The 22,004-nt window shown below is 71.2% G+C and carries 22 protein-coding genes and 1 tRNA gene; 6 read left to right on the top strand and 17 right to left on the bottom strand.

Translation table 11 applies throughout. The features are described from left to right. Nucleotides 1-20: 20 nt before the first annotated feature. The 3 genes from BJP60_RS05050 to BJP60_RS05040 all read right to left on the bottom strand — a co-directional run bounded on the left by BJP60_RS05050 (nt 21) and on the right by BJP60_RS05040 (nt 2,114). Complete coding sequence (locus BJP60_RS05050; RefSeq protein ID WP_238439568.1) at nt 21-239, bottom strand: hypothetical protein; 219 nt, start codon at nt 237-239, stop codon at nt 21-23. Then, nucleotides 236-1,672 (bottom strand): glycosyltransferase family 2 protein, encoded by a 1,437-nt coding sequence (locus tag BJP60_RS05045; protein ID WP_203137975.1) that lies wholly within the window; start codon nt 1,670-1,672, stop codon nt 236-238. Before BJP60_RS05045 ends, BJP60_RS05050 begins: the two co-directional genes overlap by 4 nt. Nucleotides 1,673-1,787: 115 nt before the next feature. After that, entirely contained in the window at nt 1,788-2,114 is a 327-nt protein-coding gene (locus tag BJP60_RS05040) for a hypothetical protein (RefSeq protein ID WP_238439567.1), read from the bottom strand. Nucleotides 2,115-2,197: 83 nt separating this feature from the next. Between BJP60_RS05040 and BJP60_RS05035 the strand changes: the two genes are divergently transcribed. Both BJP60_RS05035 and greA read left to right on the top strand, forming a co-directional pair. Continuing rightward, on the top strand, nt 2,198-2,593 hold the full coding sequence (locus BJP60_RS05035; RefSeq protein WP_203137973.1) for a DUF4307 domain-containing protein: 396 nt from the start codon (nt 2,198-2,200) through the stop codon (nt 2,591-2,593). Between the two features lie 81 nt (nt 2,594-2,674). After that, nucleotides 2,675-3,163: a transcription elongation factor GreA gene (gene greA, locus BJP60_RS05030; RefSeq protein WP_203137971.1), complete on the top strand. Its 489-nt coding sequence runs from the start codon at nt 2,675-2,677 to the stop codon at nt 3,161-3,163. 62 nt (nt 3,164-3,225) lie between these two features. Here the strand turns inward: greA and BJP60_RS05025 are convergent, their stop codons facing one another. From BJP60_RS05025 to BJP60_RS05015, 3 genes are all read right to left on the bottom strand, one after another. After that, nucleotides 3,226-4,206 (bottom strand): Ltp family lipoprotein, encoded by a 981-nt coding sequence (locus tag BJP60_RS05025; RefSeq protein WP_203137968.1) that lies wholly within the window; start codon nt 4,204-4,206, stop codon nt 3,226-3,228. A gap of 104 nt (nt 4,207-4,310) precedes the next feature. After that, nucleotides 4,311-5,585 (bottom strand): threonine ammonia-lyase, encoded by a 1,275-nt coding sequence (ilvA, locus tag BJP60_RS05020; protein ID WP_442923405.1) that lies wholly within the window; start codon nt 5,583-5,585, stop codon nt 4,311-4,313. Further along, nucleotides 5,582-6,838, bottom strand: coding sequence for an AI-2E family transporter (locus tag BJP60_RS05015; RefSeq protein ID WP_203137966.1), 1,257 nt, complete (start codon nt 6,836-6,838; stop codon nt 5,582-5,584). The genes ilvA and BJP60_RS05015 overlap by 4 nt, the downstream gene beginning before the upstream one ends. Nucleotides 6,839-6,908: 70 nt before the next feature. Here BJP60_RS05015 and BJP60_RS05010 point away from each other — a divergent pair, with 70 nt between their 5' ends. Beyond that, nucleotides 6,909-8,210, top strand: coding sequence for a winged helix-turn-helix domain-containing protein (locus tag BJP60_RS05010; protein ID WP_238439566.1), 1,302 nt, complete (start codon nt 6,909-6,911; stop codon nt 8,208-8,210). Nucleotides 8,211-8,215: 5 nt separating this feature from the next. Here BJP60_RS05010 and BJP60_RS05005 read toward each other — a convergent pair whose 3' ends face one another. Beyond that, nucleotides 8,216-9,457, bottom strand: a complete 1,242-nt coding sequence (locus BJP60_RS05005; RefSeq protein ID WP_203137962.1) for an FAD-dependent oxidoreductase — start codon at nt 9,455-9,457, stop codon at nt 8,216-8,218. Nucleotides 9,458-9,541: 84 nt separating this feature from the next. On the opposite strand from BJP60_RS05005, the gene BJP60_RS05000 reads away from it, so the two are divergent. Beyond that, nucleotides 9,542-10,516, top strand: a complete 975-nt coding sequence (locus BJP60_RS05000; RefSeq protein WP_203137961.1) for an NAD-dependent epimerase/dehydratase family protein — start codon at nt 9,542-9,544, stop codon at nt 10,514-10,516. An 84-nt stretch (nt 10,517-10,600) separates the two neighbouring features. On the opposite strand, the gene BJP60_RS04995 is transcribed toward BJP60_RS05000, so the two are convergent. The 10 genes from BJP60_RS04995 to BJP60_RS04950 form a co-directional block, all read right to left on the bottom strand. Continuing rightward, complete coding sequence (locus tag BJP60_RS04995; protein ID WP_203137960.1) at nt 10,601-11,167, bottom strand: LemA family protein; 567 nt, start codon at nt 11,165-11,167, stop codon at nt 10,601-10,603. A 159-nt stretch (nt 11,168-11,326) separates the two neighbouring features. Beyond that, nucleotides 11,327-11,400, bottom strand: a tRNA-Leu gene (locus BJP60_RS04990). 78 nt (nt 11,401-11,478) lie between these two features. After that, a complete protein-coding gene (locus tag BJP60_RS04985; RefSeq protein WP_203137959.1) occupies nt 11,479-12,855 on the bottom strand; it encodes an NAD(P)/FAD-dependent oxidoreductase in 1,377 nt (458 codons plus the stop codon). A 19-nt stretch (nt 12,856-12,874) separates the two neighbouring features. Beyond that, nucleotides 12,875-14,173: a S8 family serine peptidase gene (locus BJP60_RS04980; RefSeq protein ID WP_203137958.1), complete on the bottom strand. Its 1,299-nt coding sequence runs from the start codon at nt 14,171-14,173 to the stop codon at nt 12,875-12,877. Then, nucleotides 14,170-14,688 carry a DUF501 domain-containing protein gene (locus tag BJP60_RS04975; RefSeq protein WP_203137957.1) on the bottom strand — a complete coding sequence of 173 codons (519 nt, stop codon included), beginning with the start codon at nt 14,686-14,688 and terminating at the stop codon, nt 14,170-14,172. The genes BJP60_RS04980 and BJP60_RS04975 overlap by 4 nt, the downstream gene beginning before the upstream one ends. A 70-nt stretch (nt 14,689-14,758) precedes the next feature. Then, a complete protein-coding gene (locus BJP60_RS04970; RefSeq protein WP_238439565.1) occupies nt 14,759-15,286 on the bottom strand; it encodes an FtsB family cell division protein in 528 nt (175 codons plus the stop codon). Nucleotides 15,287-15,312: 26 nt separating this feature from the next. Next, nucleotides 15,313-16,593 carry a phosphopyruvate hydratase gene (gene eno / locus BJP60_RS04965; protein ID WP_203137956.1) on the bottom strand — a complete coding sequence of 427 codons (1,281 nt, stop codon included), beginning with the start codon at nt 16,591-16,593 and terminating at the stop codon, nt 15,313-15,315. An 88-nt stretch (nt 16,594-16,681) separates the two neighbouring features. After that, complete coding sequence (locus BJP60_RS04960) at nt 16,682-17,371, bottom strand: O-methyltransferase (protein WP_203137954.1); 690 nt, start codon at nt 17,369-17,371, stop codon at nt 16,682-16,684. Nucleotides 17,372-17,443: 72 nt separating this feature from the next. Beyond that, nucleotides 17,444-18,421 (bottom strand): CPBP family intramembrane glutamic endopeptidase, encoded by a 978-nt coding sequence (locus BJP60_RS04955; protein ID WP_238439564.1) that lies wholly within the window; start codon nt 18,419-18,421, stop codon nt 17,444-17,446. Nucleotides 18,422-18,447: 26 nt separating this feature from the next. Next, on the bottom strand, nt 18,448-19,977 hold the full coding sequence (locus tag BJP60_RS04950) for an MFS transporter (RefSeq protein ID WP_238439563.1): 1,530 nt from the start codon (nt 19,975-19,977) through the stop codon (nt 18,448-18,450). Between the two features lie 165 nt (nt 19,978-20,142). Between BJP60_RS04950 and BJP60_RS04945 the strand changes: the two genes are divergently transcribed. Further along, nucleotides 20,143-21,405: an APC family permease gene (locus tag BJP60_RS04945; RefSeq protein ID WP_203137953.1), complete on the top strand. Its 1,263-nt coding sequence runs from the start codon at nt 20,143-20,145 to the stop codon at nt 21,403-21,405. Nucleotides 21,406-21,480: 75 nt separating this feature from the next. Then, entirely contained in the window at nt 21,481-21,963 is a 483-nt protein-coding gene (locus tag BJP60_RS04940; protein ID WP_442923404.1) for an NUDIX domain-containing protein, read from the top strand. Nucleotides 21,964-22,004: the final 41 nt, after the last annotated feature.

Raw genomic sequence — 22,004 nt, 5'->3', positions numbered from 1 at the left:
CACGGAAAGGCCCGCGCGGATCAGACCGGACCGTCGGGATGGATGCTGCGCGTCTCGCTGCGGACCACGCGCCCGCGGCGCGGACGCGGCTTCGGCATCAGCTTCGCAATCGCCAGCGCGAGGTAGAGCAGGGTGTTGACCGCGACGAACGCGGCTAGGACCGCGAACCACTCGCTGTGCAGGATCGACTCGGGCAGCAGGAATCCCATCCGAGGTGCGATGAGCGCGCCCAGGATCATGCGGTCACCTCCTCGGTCGCCCGTCGCGCGCTCAGGTGCGACCACGTCGCCTCGCGTCGGAACACCATGTCGATGATGCCCTTGACGAACACGATGTCCAGGAACAGGTCGAACACGAGCTCGGGCAGCACGAGCGCCGCGAGCAGCCTGCCCCTCCATCCCGCACGCCACACCGTCACGATCCGCTCGACGGCGAAGATCGCCCCCAGCCCGGCCCAGAACGGGAACCAGACCCACTCGTCCATCGCCACCACCATCAGCGCGAGGAGCAGGAAGTACGCGCTGAGCGCGATGACCGAGTAGCCGATGCCGATCTGCTGCGCCCAGTAGCGCACGGTCGTCGGGGTGACGCCGTAGGCCGCGAGGTTCTCGATCGCGCCGCGCTGCCAGCGCAGGCGCTGCTTCCACAGCATTGTCCACGTGGGCATGAGCTCCGTGATGACGGTGCACTCCCGCGGCGAGGTGATCAGTCCGCCCAGGCTCTTGATCGCGATGGTGAGCTCGTTGTCCTCCGTCAGCGCCGCGGTGTCGTACACGTCGCCGTTCGTGCCCGGCAGCAGCGTTCCCCGCGACGCGGCGACGGCGCGCAGCGCCGCCGGGCGGAACACAGACGCCGTGCCCGTCAGCACGAACACCTTGCCGCGGCGACGCTCGATCTCGCGCGTGTACCGCGCGTACTCGTTGCGCTGCAGCATCCCCAGCACGCCGTGCCCCGGCTCGCCCAGGAACAGGCCGCCCACGGCCATGAGCGCGCGGTCGGCGGTCATGCGCTGGCGCGCGGTGGCGAGAAACGCGGCCGACGCGAGCCGCGTGTCGGCGTCCATCACCATGACGGCGTCGTTGTCCCCGAGGGTCAGGAGGACCCGGCGCAGGGCCTGATTGAGGGCGCCGGCCTTCTTCCGGTCGTTGTCGATCGTCTCCCACACCTCCACGCCGGCGGCACGAGCCACCTCGACGGTGCGGTCGGAGCAGTTGTCGGCCACGACGACGATCCGCTCGGGCGGCGTCGACTGCGCCCGGAGCGACGCGATCGTCGCGGGCAGGCTCGCCTCCTCGTCGTGTGCGGGGATGAGCACGGTGATCGTCACCTCGCCGGCGAACACGCCGCGGGTGTCGGCCATGATCCGGCGCGGTGCCAGCGGTCGCGCGGCGACCCGGGGCGCCGTGCGGCGCGAGCGCTTCAGGACGGCGTCCTCGTAGACCGCGATGCCCGCCCCGGCGATCAGCGCGACGGCGATCGCCGCGACGATCAGCGCCACGGCCGGCGCATGCGGGTCGTAGCGGATGGACCACGCTCCCAGCTCGAGCGTGCGCGGCTGCCAGAACGGCCGCGGATCGGTCGCGGCGAGCACCCACCACAGGACACCTGCGGCGCACAGCGTCACCGCGAGGATGCCGAGCCCCGCGAACCTCTCGAATCGCGACCGCTTCATGCGGTTCCTCTCCCCGGCACGACGGCTCGGAACTCTGGGCCGGGCGAGTACCCGACGAGAGACGTCATCGCTCGCCTCGGGCGGCGTGGCAGACGCGAACAGCCCGAGAAGGCGCCTAGTCCTTGTCTCGCGCCGTCTCGTCCCGCGGCTTCTCGTCGCGCACCGTGGCGTCCTGCGCGGTCGCGTCCTGCCCCATCGCGTCCTGCGGCGTCACGTTCTGTTGCGTATCGCCGCGCGCGGCGGCTTCCTCGGCGTCCAGCGCCTCGTTGGCCTCCTCGCGGTACCGCGTACGACGCACGCGGCGCAGCATGTCGAACACGAGCAGGGCGACGAGGACCACGAGGATCGCGATGACCGTGAACCCCTCGGGCCCCGGCGTGACGATCGACGGATCGACGGTCGGCGTGGGGGTCGGGACGGGGGTCGCCGCGAGAGCGTGCATGTGTGGCTCCTGTTCTAGCCTGGAAGCTCCAGCCTAACTTTCGCGATCCCCCGCGATCGCCGCACCGAGCCCCACGGAGACCGATGACCACCCAGGCCGAGCTCGACGACCGCTACGGCCGCACCCGCCATCCCGCGCGCCGGCGGATCGCGTGGGGGGCCGTCATCGCGGTCGCCGCCGTCGGCGTCGGCTGGCTCGGATGGAGCGCGGTCTCGAACAGCATCGACGCGATCTCGGTCGACGACCTGGGCTTCGAGGTGCGCGACGCGCACGCGGTCGAGGTGTCGTTCCAGCTCACGGCGCCGACCGGGCGCTCCGTCGCCTGCGCCGTGCAGGCCCTCGACGAGGAGTTCGGCGTCGTCGGCTGGCTGATCGTGGAGTACGAGGGCGACGGAGACCACCGGATGCAGCACACGGAGACCGTGCCGACGGTTGCGGAGGCGACGACGGGTTTGGTCGAATCCTGCTGGGTCACGTAGGGTGAGCCACAGATCTCATCGACGCCCCGGCAGTACGCCGGGGCGTCTTGCACTATCTCCGTCCATCGAAGGGAGCCCATCGTGTCGAACGATGCTCAGGTCACTTTCCTCACGCAGGAGGCCTACGACCGCCTCGCCGGCGAGCTCGAGGAGCTCTCGACGACCGGCCGCGAGGAGATCGCCAAGCGCATCGAGATCGCCCGCGAGGAGGGCGACCTCAAGGAGAACGGCGGCTACCACGCCGCGAAGGACGAGCAGGGCAAGATCGAGATGCGGATCCGCCAGCTCCAGGGTCTGCTGAAGGGCGCGGTCGTCGGCGAGGCGCCGGAATCCGACGGCACCGTGCAGTCCGGCACCGTCGTCACGGCCCTGGTGCTCGGTGACGAGGAGCGCTTCCTGCTCGGCAGCCGCGAGATCGCGGGCGGCACCGACCTCGACGTGTACAGCGAGCAGTCGCCGCTGGGCGCCGCCATCCTCGGTCTCAAGGAGGGCGACAAGACCTCCTACAAGGCTCCGAACGGCAAGGACATCGCCGTCGAGATCGTCAAGGTCGAGACCTTCACCGGCTGACCCCACGCACGCGACGAAGGCCCCGCTCCTCGGAGCGGGGCCTTCGTCGTCATTGTGCCGTCTTAGAGGCCTACCGCGTTGACCCCGTAAGTCGCCTGGACGGCGGTGAACCCCTCGTACTGCAGCTGAGCGATCAGACCCGAGCGCGAAAAAGCCGAGTACTTCAGATAGCTCTGCGCCGCCTTGACCGCCTGCGCATTCCAATTCGTCTTCGTCGCGTCCACGCCATACGTCGCCTGTGCCGTGGAGAAACCCTCGAACTCCAACTGATCGATCAGACCCGAACGCGAAAAAGCCGAGTACTTCAAGTAGCTCTGCGCCGCCTTGACCGCCTGCGCATTCCAATTCGTCTTCGTCGCGTCCACGCCATACGTCGCCTGTGCCGTGGAGAAACCCTCGAACTCCAACTGATCGATCAAACCCGAGCGCGAAAAAGCCGAGTACTTCAGATAGCTCTGCGCCGCCTTGACCGCCTGCGCATTCCAATTCGTCTTCGTCGCGTCCACCCCGTACGTCGCGTCGGCGGTGGAAAAGCCCTCGTACTTCAGCTGATCGATCAAACCGGAGCGCGAGAACGCGGAGTACCTCAGATAGCTCTGGGCCTTCTTAAGGGCGTTCTGCTGGCTGACGGTCGGCTTCGCCGGCGCGGCTTTCACCGCTACCGCACGAGAGGTCTTCGTGACGGTTTGGTAACCGGTCTTCTTCCCGGTGACCTTCACCGTGATCTTCTTGCCGGCGTCCGCCTTGGTCAGCCTGTAGACGTTCCGCGTGGCACCTGTGATCTTCGCCGATCCGCGATACCACTGGAACGAGATCCTGGGAGCCGGCGACCAAGTGCCCGTCTTCGCAGTCAGTGACTTACCGACGATCGCCGTGCCGGCGATCGTCGGTGAGGGACTGCTCTTGAAAGCCTTTGCCTTCGCGGAGAAAACGTTCGTCGACGTTGCGGTGGTCTCCACCGCCTGGACGGGGGCGGAAACTCCGCTCGTCAGCGTCAAGGCGAGGGCGAGACTCGTCGCCAGGACGCCGAGGGATTTCTTCATCGATGCTCCATTTCACATTCGGGTGAGCGCACCAAGTATGTCGGATCTCTCGACACGCGACATACTCCGGGCGCGAATCTCTACCCCGTGCAGGAGGATCGAATTCAGTCGGGCAATACCTCGGGGCGGAATCCCGCGTCGCGCAGGATCTGCAGGGTGAGCTCGCGGTGCTCCTGCCCCCGCGTCTCGACGGAGATCTGCAGCACGACCTCGCTGATCTGCAGCCCCTGTCCGTGGCGGGTGTGCAGCACCTCGATGACGTTCGCTCCCGCCTCGGCGAGCAGTTCGGACACGCGCGCGAGCTGACCGGGGCGGTCGGGCAGCGGGATCCGGATCGTCATGTAGCGCCCGGAGGCGGAGAGCCCGTGCGCGACGACGCGCTGAAGCAGCAGCGGGTCGATGTTGCCGCCGGACAGCACCGCGACCGTCGTGCCCGTCGCCGTGACCTTGCCCGCGAGGATCGCCGCGACGCCGACGGCTCCCGCCGGCTCGACGACCACCTTGGCGCGCTCGAGCAGCACGAGCAGCGCGCGAGCGATGTCGTCGTCCGTGACCGTCACGACCTCGTCGACGAGCTCGCTGATCACCGCGAACGGCACGTCGCCCGGCCTGTCCACGAGGATGCCGTCCGCGATCGTCGGCTGCGTCGTGATCCGGACCGGCTCGCCCGCCTCGAGCGACACCGGATACGGTGCGGCATTCTCGGCCTGCACGCCGATGACGCGCACCTCCCGGCCCGCGGCCGCCGCACGGGCCTTCGCCGCGGCGGCGATGCCCGCGATGAGGCCGCCCCCGCCGATCCCGACCAGGATGGTGGTGACATCCGGCGCGTCGTCCATGATCTCGAGGCCCAGCGTGCCCTGCCCGATCACGATGTCGCGGTGGTCGAACGGATGGATCAGCACCGCGCCGGTGCGCTCGGCGTGCTCCGCCGCGCGCTCGAGAGCGACCGCCACCGTGGGGCCCTCGAGCACGACCTCGGCGCCATAGCCGCGCGTCGCCAGCAGCTTGGGCACCGGCACGCCCAGCGGCATGTAGATCGTCGCGGGGATGCCCAGCTGCTGCGCGCCGAGCGCGACGCCCTGAGCGTGATTGCCGGCCGAGGCCGCGACGACGCCGCGCGCGCGCTCCTCCGGCGTCAGCTGCGCCAGGCGATAGGTCGCGCCCCGCACCTTGAACGACCCGGTCCGCTGCAGGTTCTCGAGCTTGAGATGCACGGGCGCGCCGAGCACCTCGCTCAGGTGCAGCGAGTACTCCAGCGGGGTGTGGTTGATGACGCCCTCGAGGCTCCGCGCGGCGGCCTCGATCTCCGGGAGGGTCGGGATGAGCGGCACCTCGTCCGGGCCGACGGCGTGCTGGGCGGGATCCAAGGTGGTCACGGGGTGGTTCCGTTCTTCGATGCCGGTTCGGCGGCGGACGCACCCGGCCGCACCGGTCGGATGGTCTTCGGGACGGTGTCCCAGATGAGGCGGTCGGCGGGCACCGGCGCGCCCGTGCGCCACGACCCGGTCGAAAGGGTCACGGCGACGACGTTGACGAACGCCGCGAGCGGCACGGCGAACAGCGCGCCCGGGATGCCGGCGATCATCGACCCGCCCGCCACGACGAGCACGACCGCGAGCGGATGCACCTTCACGGCGGATCCCATCAGGATCGGCTGCAGGATGTGACTTTCGATCTGCTGCACGGCGAGCACCACCGCGAGCATCGCGAGCGCGATCCACGGTCCGTTGTAGACGAGCGCGATGAAGACCGCGACGGCGCCCGTCAGGATCGCACCGACGAGGGGCACGAACGAGCCGAGGAACACCATCACGGCGATGGGGATGGCCAGCGGGACCTGCAGAAGGAACGCGCCGACGCCGATGCCCACGGCGTCGATCGTCGCGACGAGCAGCTGGGTGCGCGCGTAGTTCATGACCGTCTGCCAGCCGTTGCGCGCGGCACGGTCGACGGCGGTGCGGGCCTGCGCCGGGAACAGCCGCACCGTCCAGCGCCAGATGCCGCCGCCGTCGGCGAGGATGCAGATCAGGGCGAACAGCGTCAGCAGCGCACCGGCCGCGAAGTGCCCCACCGTGGAGCCCAGGGCGAGCGCGCCGCTCCACAGGGTGGCGGCCTCGGCCTGCAGCAGGTCGAAGCCGTCCTGGATGTAGCCGTTGATCTCGGCCTCGGAGACGCCGATGCTCACGAGGAACGCCCGCAAGCCGTCGACGGCCTCGAGCACGCGGTCGCGCACGCCGCCGAACTCGCGCGACACCTGCCAGGCGACGAGCCAGACGAGCGCGCTGACGATCGCGATCGTGCCCAGCAGCGTGACGATGATCGCCACCCACCGCGGCACGCGGTGTCGCAGCAGCCAGGACAGCGCGGGCCACACGAGCGCGGTGATGAGGATCGCCACGAGCAGCGGGATCACGAGGAGCTTGAACTGGATCACGAGCCACACGAGAACGCCGACCGCGGCGGCGACCACCAGGAACCGCCACGCGTACGCGGTCGCGATGCGCAGACCCGCCGGCACGGTCGATTCCGCGCCCTCCCTTGCCGGGGCCGCGCTCTGCGGCGCGTGCGTCTCGGCGGGCCGGGAGCGGAACACGTCCCAGAAACCGGTGCGAGGCTTGTCGTCGCTCATTCCGGTCAGTCTAGATCGGGGCGCGATCCGCGTCCGGAATATGTCCGTGGCCGTGAGTAGCGTGAGGCGGGTGAAGCAGCACCTGTCGCTCCCGGAGGCCCGCCGCGTCGCGCTGGCGGCACAGGGGTTCGCGCGCCCCCGACCCGACGCCCCCGGCACCCGCCAGCTCAACGGCGCGATCGCGCGCATGGGCGTGCTGCAGATCGACTCGGTCAACGTCTTCGCCCGCTCTCACTACATGCCGCTCTTCTCGCGTCTCGGGGCGTACGACACGGGCGACCTCGACCGGCTCGTCCTGCGGCACGGTCCCGGTGGCCGACCGCGCCGCACGGGCGCATACGTCGAGTACCTCGCGCACGAGGCGACGTTCCTGCCGATCGACGACTGGCCGCTGTGGCGTTTCCGGATGGACGCCATGCGCGCCAAGTACGGCGGGGCGGGCAGCTGGTACGACGAGAACGCGGCGACGGTCGACTGGGTGCGCGACGAGCTCGCCGCGCGCGGTCCCCTGCGTCCCGCGCAGATCGAGTCGGACGCGCATCGCGGGCGGCGTGGTCCGTGGTGGGACTGGGACGTCGTCAAGCGCGCGCTCGAGCTGATGTGGCGGTTCGGTGAGGTCGCGATCGCGGGTCGCCGGGGCTTCGAGCGCCGTTACGCACTCGCGCAGGACGTCGTGCCGGCTCCGCTGCTCGATGCCCAGGTGCCGCGCGACGACGCCATCCGCGAGCTGCTGCGCCGCGCCGCTCGCGCCTCGGGCGTCGCAACGGCGGCGGATCTCGCCGACTACCACCGCATCCGCGATCGCCGCGCCGTGCTCGCGGCGGTGCACGAGCTGGTGGACGACGGCGAGCTCGCGCCCGTGACGGTGGACGGCTGGACTCGCGGCGCGGCCCCGCTGCCGGCATGGGTGCACCGCGATGCGGTGCTGCCTCGCCGCATCGATGCCGCGACACTGCTGACGCCGTTCGATCCGGTCGTCTGGTTCCGCGAACGGGCCGAGCGCCTGTTCGGCTTCGACTACCGCATCGAGATCTACACGCCGGCTCCCCGGCGCCGGTTCGGCTACTACTCCCTGCCGGTGCTCGTCGACGACCGCATCGTCGGACGCGTCGATCTCAAGGCCGACCGTCCCGCCGCGACGCTGCGCGTGCAGTCGGCGTGGTGGGAGGCCGGGGTGCCGGCGATCACCGCGGAACGCGTCGCCGTGGCGCTGCGCGAGGCCGCGGCGTGGCAGGGCCTCGCGCACATCTCGATCTCGACGTGGGGCGATGCGACGGCCGACCTCGCCTTCGTGATGCCGGATGCGGCCCGCCACGACCGCCCTGCCGTCGAGCCGCAGCCCGAGCCCGAGGCCGGGCTCGACGTCGCCTGACCGGGTCAGCGCCGCGCGAAGTCGGGGGCATGCTCGGGCAGCGCGCCGACGCCGATGAGCCGCGCGGGGATCGCCGCGAGCCCGGGCAGCGCCCGCAGCAGCCGCGCGAGCGGCTTCGGCACGATCGGCGTCCATTTGACGCGGAACGCGCGCCGCAGTCCGCGGTGCGCGATCCGCTGCGCGAACTGCGTCACGGCGGTGGGCAGCGCGCGACGGCGCTGCACGGCGGCCACGCGGTCATCGCTCATCCGGCCCGTGCGCAGCGGCCCGGCGAGCAGCCGCGCCGCCGCGACCCCGTCCTGCACGGCGAGGTTCACGCCGACGCCCGCGACCGGCGACATCGCATGGGCGGCGTCGCCGATGCAGAGCAGACCGCGCGTCCACCAGCGCCGCGCGCGGTTCAGTCGCACGTCGAGCCCGTGCACGTCCTCGAGCCGCAGGGCCGCGGCGGACGCCGCGAGCTCCGGCACGGCGGCCGCGACCGCGGCCCGGAACGCCTCGACGCCCTCCGCGCGGATCGCGGCCTCCTGACCCTTGGGGATGAGCAGTCCCGCCTGCACGTAGTCGCCGCGCGGGATCAGGACGAGCAGTCTGCCGTTCGCGCCGCGCGGCGTGAGCGACTGCCCGATGCCGGCGGGCCGGCTGTCGGCGTCGCCCACCGGGATCCGGAACCACAGCACATCCAGCGGTGCGCCGAACTCGTGGACGTCGAGCCCGGCGAGCTGTCGCACCCGGGACCCGCGGCCGTCCGCCGCGATCGTGAGCAGGGCCTCCTGCTCACCCTCCTCCCCCGTGGCGTGGTCGACGAAGCGGACCCCGCTGATCCGGTCTCGCCGCCGGATCAGACCGGTCACCTCGGTGTGCATCCGCAGGTGGAAGTGCGGCTCGCTGCGCCCCGCATGCGCCAGCACGTCGAGGAAGTCCCATTGCGGGGCGATCGCGATGTACGGATACGGATGACGCAGCCGGTGGAAGTCGGCGATCGTCGCGAGCGTGCCGTCGGCGGCGGGCACGCGCGCGGTCTCCAGCCGCGAGTACGGGATGCGCTGGAACTGCTCCATCAGTCCGAGCTCGTCGAGCAGCAGCTGCGTCGAGCAGTGGATCGTGTCCCCCCGGAAGTCGCGCAGGAAGTCGCCGTGCTTCTCGAACACCGTCGTATCGACCCCCGCGCGGGCGAGCAGCAGCCCCACGATCATGCCCGCGGGACCGCCTCCCACCACGATGCAGCCGGATGACTCGTCGCTCATGGCCTCAGCCTTGCCGCTCCGTAGACCGTGCGCCAGGGGCGAACATGCCTGGAACGACGAGGCGGCCGGGGGCAGACTGCGCTCATGCGACTCCTCGTGCTGGGCGGCACCGTGTTCCTCTCGCGGGCGGTGGCGGAAGCCGCGCTGTCCCGCGGCCACGACGTGACGACGGTCAGCCGAGGTGCGAGCGGATCGCCCCTGGAGGGCGCGCGTCACGTGCACGCGGATCGCGACGCGCCCCTGCCCGCCGAGCTCGCCGGGGTGGAGTACGACGCGGTCGTGGACGTCTCCTCGCGGCCCTCCCGCGTGCGCTCCGCCCTGGCGCAGCTGCGCGCCGCGCACTGGGTGTACGTCTCGTCGATCAGCGTCTACGCCGACGAGGCGACCGTCGGCGGCGCCCCGGGGATGCTGCCGCAGCACGAGCCGCTCGACGAGGACAGCGACGACATGGCGGACTACGGCCGGCTGAAGGCCGGCTGCGAGCGGCTCGTCGGCGAGCGGGCGCAATCGCGGGCGATCGTGCGACCGGGTCTCATCGTGGGGCCGGGCGACCGCTCGGGCCGGTTCACGTACTGGGTCGACCGGATGCGCCGCGCGAGCGACGGGGAGATCGTGCTCGCTCCGGGCGACCCGTCCGACCGCGTGCAGCTCATCGACGTCCGAGACCTGGGGGCCTGGATCGCGCTGCTCGCCGAGCGGCGCACCGCGGGGGTCTTCGATGCGATCGGCGAGCCCGCCTCGATCCGCGACGTGCTCGACGATGTCGCCGCCGGGTGCGGCGCGCTACCGCGGTGGCGCTGGGCCACCGACGAGCAGCTCGAGGGAGTCGAGGTGAGCCCCTGGATGGGGCCGCGCTCCCTGCCGCTGTGGCTGCCGCGTCCGGCGTACGACGGCATGATGACGCACCTGGCGGCTCCCGCCTTCCAAGCCGGGCTGCGCACGCGGCCCGTCGCCGACACGGCCCGCGACACCCTGGCCTGGCTGGAGACCGCGGACGACCCCGCCCTGACCGGGCTGACCGCGGACGAGGAGCGCGAGGTGCTCGCGGCGTTCGGCTGAGCAGCGCCGGTCGGGGCCGCGGTCACGCACAGGGCATCGGCCGCGCGCCCGGAGGGACGCGCGGCCGATGTCAGAGCCGGGAGATCAGAACTGCACGCGCGGCGGCTCCGCGATCGCGGCGCCGTCGACGACCTCGAAGAACTCGCGCTCGGAGAAGCCGAGGTTGCGGGCGAACAGGTTGTTCGGGAACACCTTGATCTTGGTGTTCAGCTCGCGCACGCCACCGTTGTAGAACCGGCGCGAGGCCTGGATCTTGTCCTCGGTGTCGACGAGCGAGTGCTGCAGCTGCAGGTAGTTCTGGCTCGCCTGCAGCTGCGGATACGCCTCCGCGACCGCGAACAGGTTCTTCAGCGCCTGCTGGATGTGCCCCTCGGCGACGCCCGCCTCCGCCGGCCCCTGGGCCGCGAGCGTCTCGGCACGCGCACGCGTGACGTTCTCGAACACGGCCTTCTCGTGGGCCGCGTATCCCTTGACCGCCTCGATGAGGTTGGGGATCAGATCCGCGCGTCGCTTGAGCTGCACGGTGATGTCGCTCCACGCCTCGTCGACGCGCACATTGAGCTGCACGAGCGAGTTGTACGTCGCCCACAGGTAGATGCCCGCGATGACGACGACCGCCAGCACGATGACAACAGGAATCAGCCATTCCATCGGGTGCCCCCCTCGGTGATGCCCCCATACTAGACGCGCCGCCCGACACGCCGCGTCGGCCATCCGGCGGACGTCCGGCGCCGGCGCAGCAGGTGAGGCGCGCCGTCACCGTGGAACACGACGGGTCGGCGTTAGGACTGCACCGCCGCGGCACCGCCGTCCCCCCGCTGGGATTCGAACCCAGACTGAGGCGAGTTTAAGTCGCCTGCCTCTGCCGATTGGGCTACGGGGGGGCTCATCCACGCTACCGGCGCGAACGACGAGAGCCGCCACTCCCCCGCGAGGAAGTGGCGGCTCTCACCAGCTCAGAGTCACTTGGCCGAAGCCGGCACCTTCTCCGGCTCGGCGGACGCCTCCACCGGCGGCTTCGGGCGCGACGCGTACGCCTCGAAGAACGCGCGCGGCTGCTGCACGGCCTCGAGCTGCACCGTGTCGCGGCCGAGCCAGAGGTTGTGCCACCAGCCCCACAGGACGCGCCACTTGCGCTCCCACGTCGGCATCGCCAGGCCGTGGTAACCGCGGTGCGCCACCCACGCGAAGAAGCCCTTGATGGCGATCTTGCCCGACTGGAAGACTCCGTCGTACAGACCCAGACCGGCGACCGCGCCGAGGTTCTTGTGGTAGTAGTCCACCGGCTCCTCGCCGCGCAGGACGGCGGTGAGGTTCTTCGCGAGACGCTTCGCCTGGCGCACGGCGTGCTGCGCGTTCGGCACGCACGTGCCGTCCGGCAGGCCGCCCGTCTTGTCCGGCACCGCCGCCACGTCACCGGCAGCCCAGGCACCCTCGACGACGTTCTTGTCGGCGTCGACGACACGCAGGTCCGCGAGCGTGGTGATGCGGCCGCGGGGCTCGGTCGGCAGGTCGCCGCCGCGCACGACGACGGGGTTCGCCATGACGCCGGCGGTCCAGACGATCAGGCCGGCCGGGTAGGTGTCGCCCGTGGAGGTCTCCACGATGCCGTCGACCGCGCTCGTGACCTGCGTCTCGAGGTGCACGTTCGCGCCTCGGCGGGCGAGGTCCTTGAGCACCCACTCGCTCGTGGGCAGCGAGACCTCGGGCATGATGCGCCCCATGGCCTCGATGAGGTGGAACTGCGTCTCCTCGAACGAGATCTCCTCGAACTTGCCCAGGAGCGACGACGCGAGCGAGCGCAGCTCGGCGAAGGTCTCGATTCCGGCGAACCCGCCGCCCACGACGATCGTCGTGAGCAGGCGCTGGCGCAGCGGATCGCCGACGGGCAGCGCCGAGGCCTTCTCGAAGTTCGAGATCAGCGTGTCGCGGACGTACACGGCCTCCTCGACCGACTTCAGGCCCACCGCGTTCTCGGCGATGCCCGGGATCGGGAACGTGCGCGAGACGGATCCGGCCGTGACCACGATGTGGTCGTACGTGAGCGGGTACGGCTCCGCGCCCTCGGGCGAGATCGTCGCCGTCTTGTTGGCGTGGTCGATGCCGGTGACCTTGGCCGTGATCAGCTTCGTGCGCTTGAGGTGACGGCGGTGCGAGACGACGGTGTGGCGTGCCTCGATGGATCCGGCCGCGACCTCCGGCAGGAACGGCAGATACGTCATGTAGGGAAGCGGGTCGACCATGACGATCTCCGCCTCCCCGCGACGCAGGTGCTTCTCGAGCTTCCACGCGGTGTAGAAACCCGCGTAACCGCCGCCGACGATGAGAATCTTGGGCACGAGTGAAGAACTCCTTGAGTCAGGGTTTGCTCGGGGACCGCCGCACACGGGCCGAGCGGACGCGTCGCACGGCCGCGATGACGCCCAGCACCACGAGGATACCAGCGCCGCTGAGGGCGACGAGCGGCAGCGTGCCCGATCGCAGTTCGTCCTCGGACGGCAGGAACGACGACCTCGCCTCGGCGGGCGGGTCGGCGGGCGGCAGCGGCGGGATCTCCACCGGCGTCACGGTGGGCGTCGGCTGCGGCGCGGGCTGATGACGGCGATTGACCTCGATCCAGCGCTTGAGGTCGCCCATCGGGTTTTCCGTCACGGGCGCCACCTCCGCGCTCACCGCCGCGGCGGCGTTGACCAAGCCGTAGCCGTAGAACGGATCGGGCACCTCGGACACGCCCTCGGGCTTGCGCGCCGTCGTGATGATGCGGTTGATGACGTCGGCGGCGCTCAGGTCCGGATGAGCGGCACGCACGAGAGCCGCGATGCCCGACACGATCGGGGCGGCGCCGCTCGTGCCCTTCCACTCCTCCACCACCCCGTCGGCCGAGATGCCGAGCAGTCCCTCGCTCGGGGCGGAGACGCCGATCGTGATGCCCTGCGTCGACGCCTCGAAGCTCGCTTCTCCCTCGGGCGTGACGCCGGCCACCGTCAGGACGCCGGGGATGGTCGCCGGCGCACCCACCGACTGCGTGCCGGCGCCGCGGTTGCCCGCCGCCACCACGATGACGACGTCCTTCTCCATCGCATACAGGAACGCGTCGTCCCAGGACTCGTCCCAGGCCTTCTGGTTCGTCGTGAACGAGAGGTTGATGACGTCCGCACCGTTGTCGACCGACCAGACGATAGCGTCGGCGACCTGCTGCGCGAAGGGCACGGTCGCCGCGGCGCCGAAGCCGAGCGACACCGACAGCAGGTTCGCCTCCGGTGCGACGCCGATCATCTTGTCCGTGTCGCGTCCGCCGCGGGCCGCCGCGAGGGATGCGACCCAGCTGCCGTGATTGCGATTGACCACGTCGACGGGGGTGCGCCCGTCGGGGGTTCCCACGCCGGAGACGTCCGTACCCCCGACGACCGCCTCCTCGAACTCCGGCGGACCGTCCACGATGCCCGTGTCGATCACCGCGATGGTCACGCCCTCGCCCTGCGTGGTTCTCCACGCCCGGCGGACGCCGTAATCGTTGAGCCAGTACTGGCGGTCGCGGATCGCGGGGGCGCTCGTCTCCTCCGGATCGGGCGTCGCCTCGGGAGTCGGTGTCGGCGTCGCGCCGGTCAGCAGCACCAGGGCGAGCGCGAAGGACGCCAGGCGAGCGACCCGCCTCATCCGGCCTTCCCCGGCTCGACGCACGCGCAGCGCTGGGGCGACCACGCGGACCGCTCGAGCGCCGCATCGCCGACCGGGTTCACGCCGGGACCGGCGGCGAGCGCGTGTCCCGCGAGCGCGTGCAGGCATTTCACGCGAGTGGGCATCCCGCCCGCCGAGATGCCGGCGATCTCGGGCACGTCGCCGAACGCGGCGCGGTCGGCGAGGTAGGCCTCGTGCGCGCGCCGATACTGCGCGGCGAACTCGGGTTCCTCGTCCAGGCGAGCCGCGAGCTCGGGCATCAGCTGCCCCGCTTCGAGCCGCGACATCTCCGCCGTGGCGGCCGGGTGGGTGAGGTAGTAGAACGTCGGGAACGGCGTGCCGTCGGGCAGGCGCGGCGACGTCGCCACGACCGTGGGATTGCCGCACACGCAGCGCGCGGCGATGCCGACGACCCCGCGGGCCTCCCGACCGAGCTGCGAGGAGACGACCTCGATGTCGACCGGGCGCACGGGTTCGAATTGAGTCGTCGTCACCCTCTCAGGCTACCGGCGGCCTCCTGAACGATCCCTCGTGGGTGGCGCGTCGCGGGCGATGGAAGCGGGGTCAGGGTGCCGGCGTCTCGGTGACGGCGGGGTCGTCGGGCACGCCGATCGTGATCTCCATGGCGGTCTCGGCCGTGCCCGCGCCCACGATCGATCGCAGCAGGCTGCCTGTCCAGTCGGAGGACTTCTCCTCGACCTCCGCGCTGACGGGCTCCGGATCCTGCGGCGTCTGCGTCGCCTCGAGGTCGTCGATCACGAGGAAGCGCACCTCTCCGGGCTTGACGTAGTAGAGCCGCTCGCGCGCCTGCGTGGTGATGTACGCCGGATCCTTCCAGCGCTCCCTCTCGCGCTCGAGCGCCGCGATCTCGTCCTTCGTGACCTGCACGGACTCCTGCATCGCGGCGATCTTCTGACGCTGCTCCACGTAGGTGGCGACGGTCGGCGAGAGCACGGCGACGCCGAGCACCACGAGGCCCAGCATGATGGCCGTGAACCCCGAGAACCGGATCCCGCCGAGCCATTCCCGGGCGTCCGTCGCGCGGCGCGGGAGGCGCCGGGACGCGGAAGGGGGAGCCGTCTTCCTGCTCACGGCTCCCCCTTCGTCGTCGTCAATGCTTACGCGGTGAATCGCGGGTAGGCGCTGCGGCCCGCGAACACGGCGGCGGAGCCGAGCTCCTCCTCGATGCGCAGAAGCTGATTGTATTTCGCCACCCGGTCGCTGCGAGCAGGCGCGCCCGACTTGATCTGGCCTGCGTTGACCGCGACCGCGAGGTCGGCGATCGTGGTGTCCTCCGTCTCGCCCGAGCGGTGCGACATCATCACGGTGTAGCCCGAGTTCTGGGCCAGCGCGACGGCGTCGAGCGTCTCGGTGAGCGATCCGATCTGGTTCACCTTGCACAGCAGCGAGTTCGCGACGCCGCGCTTGATACCGTCGGCAAGGCGCTCCGGGTTGGTGACGAACAGGTCGTCGCCGACCAGCTGCACCTTCGAGCCGATGCGGTCGGTCAGGGCTCTCCAGCCGTCCCAGTCGTCCTCGGCGAGCGCGTCCTCGATCGTGACGAGCGGGAAGTTCGCCAGGAGCTCCTCGTAGTAGCCCGTCAGCTGCTCGCTCGACCACTCCTTGCCCTCGAAGCGGTACACGCCGTTCTCGAAGAACTCGGTGGCCGCGACATCCAGGCCCACGGCGATGTCGGTGCCGGGCTTGTACCCGGCCTTCTCGATCGCCTTCATGAGGAAGTCGAGCGCCTCGCGGTTGCTCGGCAGATCGGGCGCGAAGCCGCCCTCGTCGCCCAGGCCCGTGGCGTAGCCGCCGGACTTCAGCTCGCTCTTGAGCACGTGGTACGTCTCAGTGCCCCAGCGCAGCGCCTCGCTGAACGACTCGGCGCCCAGCGGCACGAGGAAGAACTCCTGCATGTCGACGCCCGTGTCGGCGTGCGCGCCGCCGTTGATGACGTTGAGCGCGGGCACCGGAAGCACGTGGGCGTTCGGGCCGCCGACGTAGCGGAACAGCGGCAGGTCGGCGCTGTCGGCCGCGGCCTTGGCCACCGCCAGGCTGATGCCGAGGATCGCGTTGGCGCCCGTGCGCTGCTTGTTCGGCGTGCCGTCGGCGTCGATGAGCGCCTGGTCGATCACGCGCTGGTCGCTCGCGTCCAGCCCCTCGATCGCCGGGCCGAGCTCGTCGATGACCGCGTCGACGGCCTTCTGCACGCCCTTGCCGGCGTAACGGCCCTTGTCGCCGTCGCGCAGCTCGTACGCCTCGAACGCGCCCGTGGACGCTCCCGACGGGACGGCAGCACGCTGCACGATGCCGTCGTCGAGGAGCACCTCCACCTCGACGGTCGGGTTGCCGCGCGAATCCAGGATCTCGCGCGCGCCTACAGCTTCGATCAGTGCCACGGAATGACTTCCTCTCGGTGGACGCTTCAGTGGAGGGTGCGGGGCCCGCACGCCCCCGCGGCCAGTCTATGACTCCCCCGCGGCGCGCTCAGGACGCGATGTCGTCCGGGTCCTCCTGCGCCCTGACCACGGCGATCGCCACCCCGTCCCAGCCCTTGACGCCCACCGTCTGCAGCGCGGTCGCGTCGAATCGCGGATCGGATCCGAGCATCTCCAGCGCGTCCCGCGTGCCGCGCACCTTCGGATCCTGCGAGTCGTCGCGCACGATCTCGCCGTCGCGGCCGATGTTGTCGAGCACGACGACCGTCCCCGGCCGCCCGAGTCGCGCGGCCCAGTCGAGGTACGTGGTGTTCGACTCCTTGTCGGCGTCGATGAACACCAGGTCGAACGGGCCCTCGAGCGTCGGCAGCACGTCGGCGCCGCGGCCGATCCGGATTTCCACCCGCTCGACGATCCCGGCGCGCTCCAGGTTCGCCCGCGCGACCTCGGCGTTCGCGGGCTCGGCCTCGATCGTGACGACGCGCCCGTCGTCGGGCAGGGCGCGGGCCAGCCAGGTCGTCGAGTAGCCGCCGAGCGTGCCGATCTCGAGCACCCGGCGGGCGCCGCTGATCCTGGTCAGCAGATGCAGCATCTTGCCCGCGACGGGAGCGACCTCGATCGCCGGGAGCCCGGCCTCCTGCTGTGCGGCGAGTCCTTCCTCGAGCGCGGGGTCATGCCCCACGAGCAGGTCGGAGAGCCAGCGGTCGGCGGCGGCCCAGTTCTCGGGAGTCGGTTCCATGCCGTCATCCCACCGGGGCGCGCGCACGCCCGTCAAGGGGCGGCGCCGGGGGCGCCCCTTGCGGAACGGGCGTCACGCCGCGGCTGCGCGCGCGAGGACGTCGCGGCGGAACTGCCCGGTGAGAAGCAGGATCACGACCACCACCGCGAGCACGCCCCACACGACGAGCCCGAGAGGACCGACGATCGCGGCATCGAGGGGCTGACCCGCGGCGGCGAACACGATCAGCAGGCCGGCGGCGGCGTTGATCGCGCCGTGGGCGAACACGGCCGGCCAGACGCTGCCCGTGCGCAGCCTGCTCCAGCCGAACAGCACGCCCCATGCGACGCATCCGCCCACCATGAGCAGCACGCCGAGGAGGTCGGGACGGGAGAAGTTGTAGCCGAGCAGGATGACCGGCGCGTGCCACAGCCCCCAGAGCGCACCGCTCGCGAGCAGGGCGGGCCACGTCCCGAGCGGGCGCAGGGCGTGCAGGAGCCAGCCGCGCCATCCCAGTTCCTCGCCGAACGCGAAGATCGCGTTGATCACGGCGCCGATCGGGATCGACACCAGCTGGCTGATCGCGATCGCGGCGATCGGGATCCCTGCCGTGTCCATGCCGGCCTGCTCCAGCTGACTCGCCAGGCCGGAGAAACCCTCCAGGTCGAGCCGCACGAGACCGAGCGCGGCGGAGACCACGACCGCGGCCGCGATGATCAGGGGCGGCACGAAGATCGCCGCGACCGTGAATCCCACCGTGCGTCCGACCGGCTTCAGCGGCCACATGCCGAGCGCCCTCAGGCGCTGCCCCCGCGGGGGCCTGCGCAGCGCGAAGGTCACGACGACAGTCGCGACGGCGGGCGCGAACATCATGGTCTGGAGGATCACGCCCGCGAAGGGCGAGGCGAGGCCGTCGCCGAGCCACAGGGGGAGCGCGACGAGCCACGCGAGCCCGAAGGCGATCGCCACGAACACCGCCACCGCTGCCCACGGCACGCGCGTCGACGTCGGCGCGGTCGCGGTCCGGAGCTCTGCTTCGGTCATCGACTGCTCGTGTCCTTCGGCGTTCATGGCACTCCTTCGGCTCCGTCCGGCACTCAGGAGGTGGGGCCCCGGCCGGATCCGAGGCGCGCCTGCTCGTCTCGCCCGGCGTCTTCACCGGGCGCGGATTCCGCCTCGGCGGAGGAGACCAGCGACAGCGGATCGGCGATGTCCTCCAGCGACCTGCCGGCTGCACTCACGCCGAAGATGCCGCAGACGACGCCTCCCACCATCATGATCACCGAGCCGAGGACGTATCCCCAGAACAGCGGGCCGCGGTCGCCGGTCTCGGCGCTCTCGCCGATCAGCGCGCCGTACAGCGACGGAGCGATCGCGCCCACGAGCTGCCCGATCGAGAAGACGTAGGAGATCACCTGGCTGCGCAGCTCGAGCGGGAAGATCTCGCTCACGGTGAGGTACGCGGCCGACGCTCCCGCCGAGGCGAAGAAGAACGATGCGCACCAGAACGCCGTGTGCGTCGCGGCCGACAGCACGCCCGCGTTGAACAGGAACGCGCTCACGAGCAGGATGGCGCCCGCGAGGACGTACGTGGCGAACAGCATCCGCCGGCGCCCCCACGTGTCGAAGAAGTGCCCCAGCAGGAGCGCTCCGGCGAGGTTGCCGACCGCGAACACGATGAAGTACTGGGACGCGTCGGCCGGCGGCGTGTCGTAGAAGTTCTCCAGCACGAGCGCGTAGGTGAAGAAGATCGCGTTGTACAGGAACGACTGCGTCACCATCATCGTGATGCCGACGAGCGTGCGGCGCGGATACTGCCGGAACAGCACCTTCGCGATGACGAGGAAGGGCACCCGTCCGTACTCCTTGACGGTGATGGCCTTCGACTCGTCGACCGCCGGGATCTCCTTGCCCTCCTGGCGGATGCGCTCCTCGATGCCGTCGACGTTGCGCTCGGCCTCGTCCTCGCGTCCGTGCGTCATCTGCCAGCGCGGGCTCTCAGGGATGTGCCGGCGCAGCCAGATGATCAGCAGGCCCAGCACCGGTCCGAGGAAGAAGCTGAGCCGCCAGCCGATGTCCTGCGGGAGGATGTCGGTGTTCAGGAAGAACACGTTGGCGAACGCACCGAGCGCCGCGCCGCCCCAGTACGTGCCGTTGATCGCAATGTCGACGCGACCCCGGTACTTCGAGGGGATGATCTCGTCGATCGCGGAGTTGATCGCGGCATACTCGCCGCCGATCCCAGCACCGGCGACGAACCGCCAGATGTAGAAGAACCACGGCGCGAAGGCCAGTCCCGCCACGGCGCTGCCGATGAGGTAGACCGCGAGCGAGAGGATGAACAGCTTCTTGCGGCCGAGCCGATCGGTGAGGCGCCCGAAGAACAGCGCGCCGAAGACCTGCCCGAGCAGGTAGAACGTGCCCGCGAGCCCGACCTCCGCGGGCCCCATGCCGAGCGTGGCGGCGTAGCCGTTGGCGGCGACGATCTGCACCTCGAGGCCGTCCAGGATCCAGGAGAAGCCGAGCCCGACGACGATCATCCAGTGGAACCGCGCCCACGGCAGCCGGTCCATGCGAGCGGGGACGAGCGACTTCACTTCCTTGGCCTGTGTGCCCGACGACGACATCGGCGCTCCCTTCTCGGGGGAGCATCGATCGCCCCCGCCGGGACTGTTCTACTCCTGCGCGCGCGAGCAGTGCCCCTGACGCGCCCGTCCGCGCGGTTTCCGACCGCCGTCGCTCGTCACCGCACGGGCCCGTCCGTGTCATCCGCGCCACCTATACTCCGGCGCATGACGACGCCTCCGGCCCTCGCCCGACGACTCGGACTGGCCGACGCGGTGGCCATCGGCCTCGGGGCGATGATCGGCGCGGGGGTGTTCTCCGCGTTCGCCCCGGCGGCGCAGGCGGCCGGCTCGTGGCTGCTCGCCGGGCTGGGCATCGCCGCGGTCGTCGCGTACTGCAACGCGACCGCGTCGGCTCAGCTCGCGGCCGTGCACTCCGTCGCGGGTGGGACCTATGCCTACGGGCGTGCCGAACTCGGCGCCTGGTGGGGGTTCGCGGCCGGGTGGTGCTTCGTGATCGGCAAGATCGCCAGCTGCGCGGCGATGGCGATGACCTTCGCCGCCTACGCGGCACCGCCCGGGTGGGAGCGTCCCGTCGCGATCACCGCGGTCGCCGCCCTCGTCGGAGTGAACCTGCTGGGCGTCACCCGCACGGCGCTGGCGGCGAAGGTCATCGTCGCCGCCTCCCTGCTCACGCTCGCCGTCTCCGTCGCGGCGGGGCTGACGGCGCCTGCCGCGGCTGACGGAGCCTTCGCCGGCGCACTCCCGCACGGCACCGTCGGGCTGCTGCAGGCGGCCGGGCTGCTGTTCTTCGCGTTCGCCGGCTACGCCCGGATCGCGACGATGGGCGAGGAGGTGAGGGATCCGTCCCGGACGATCCCCCGCGCGATCACGATCGCCTTCGTCGTGGCCCTCGCGCTCTACGCCGCGGTCGGCGGCATGCTGCTGTGGGCGCTCGGCGCGGACGGCACGGCGGCGTCGTCCGCTCCCCTGTCCGACGCCGTGGTCGCGGCCGGGTGGGACTGGGCGTCTCCCGTCGTGCAGGTCGGCGCAGCGGCCGCCTCGCTCGGCGCCCTGCTCGCGCTCATCGCGGGGATCGGCCGCACGAGTCTCGCGATGGCGCGCGAGCACGATCTGCCGGTCTTCCTGTCGGCGATCCACGCGCGGTTCCGGGTGCCGCACCGGGCCGAGCTGGCGGTCGGCGCGGTCGTGCTCGCCGTCGTGGCGTTCGCCGATCTGCGCGGGGCGATCGGCTTCTCGTCCTTCGGCGTGCTGCTGTACTACCTGATCGCGAATCTCGCCGCCCTCCGGCAGGCAGACGCGGTGCGGCTGTACCCGCGGTGGATGCAGGTGCTCGGAGCGGCGGGCTGCGTCGTGCTCGCGTTCTCCCTCCCCTGGCAGAGCGTCGCGGCGGGCGTCGCGGTGCTCGCAGTGGGCCTCGTCGCTCGCGCGATCCGTCTCCGGCGCGAGCGCGCACGGGCGGCGGACTGAGCGCCGCAGTGGCACGCTGGACCGCGTGCGGAGCCGGTTCCGCGACGTCCGACCCCGACTGACAGGATGGACGGCGTGAGCGAGCGCTACAGCGAGGAGTACGCCGCGGCGCACGGACGGTTCGCCGTGATCCCGGCCGTGTACGTCCTGCTCCGACGCGGGGACGAGGTGCTGCTGCAGCTGCGCTCGGACACCGGCTACTACGACGCGCACTGGGCGGCGGGTGCCGCCGGGCACGTCGACCGGGGCGAGTCGCTGCTGCAGGCGGCCGTGCGCGAGGCGGCCGAGGAGCTCGGCGTGCGCATCTCGGTCGACGACCTCGAGTTCCTCACGCTCGAGCACCGCACCGGCGACGGGGCCGCGATCGACGAGCGCATCGACGTCTTCTTCGGCTCCCGCAGCTGGGAGGGGACGCCGGCGCTGCAGGAGGACAAGGCCTCCGACCTGCGCTGGTTCCCGCTGACGGCCCTGCCGGATCCCTTGGTGCCGCACGAGCGCGAGGTGCTCGTGCGCTGGGCCGCCGACGCGCTGGAGCCGATCCTGCCGATCGGCTTCTGAGCGCGCGCGGCGTCCGCCTGCCGGCGGGACCCGCCGCCGTC

Source organism: Microbacterium sp. JZ31 (assembly GCF_016805985.1).
GTDB lineage: Bacteria > Actinomycetota > Actinomycetes > Actinomycetales > Microbacteriaceae > Microbacterium.
This window is presented reverse-complemented; position numbering and strand designations above follow the sequence as displayed.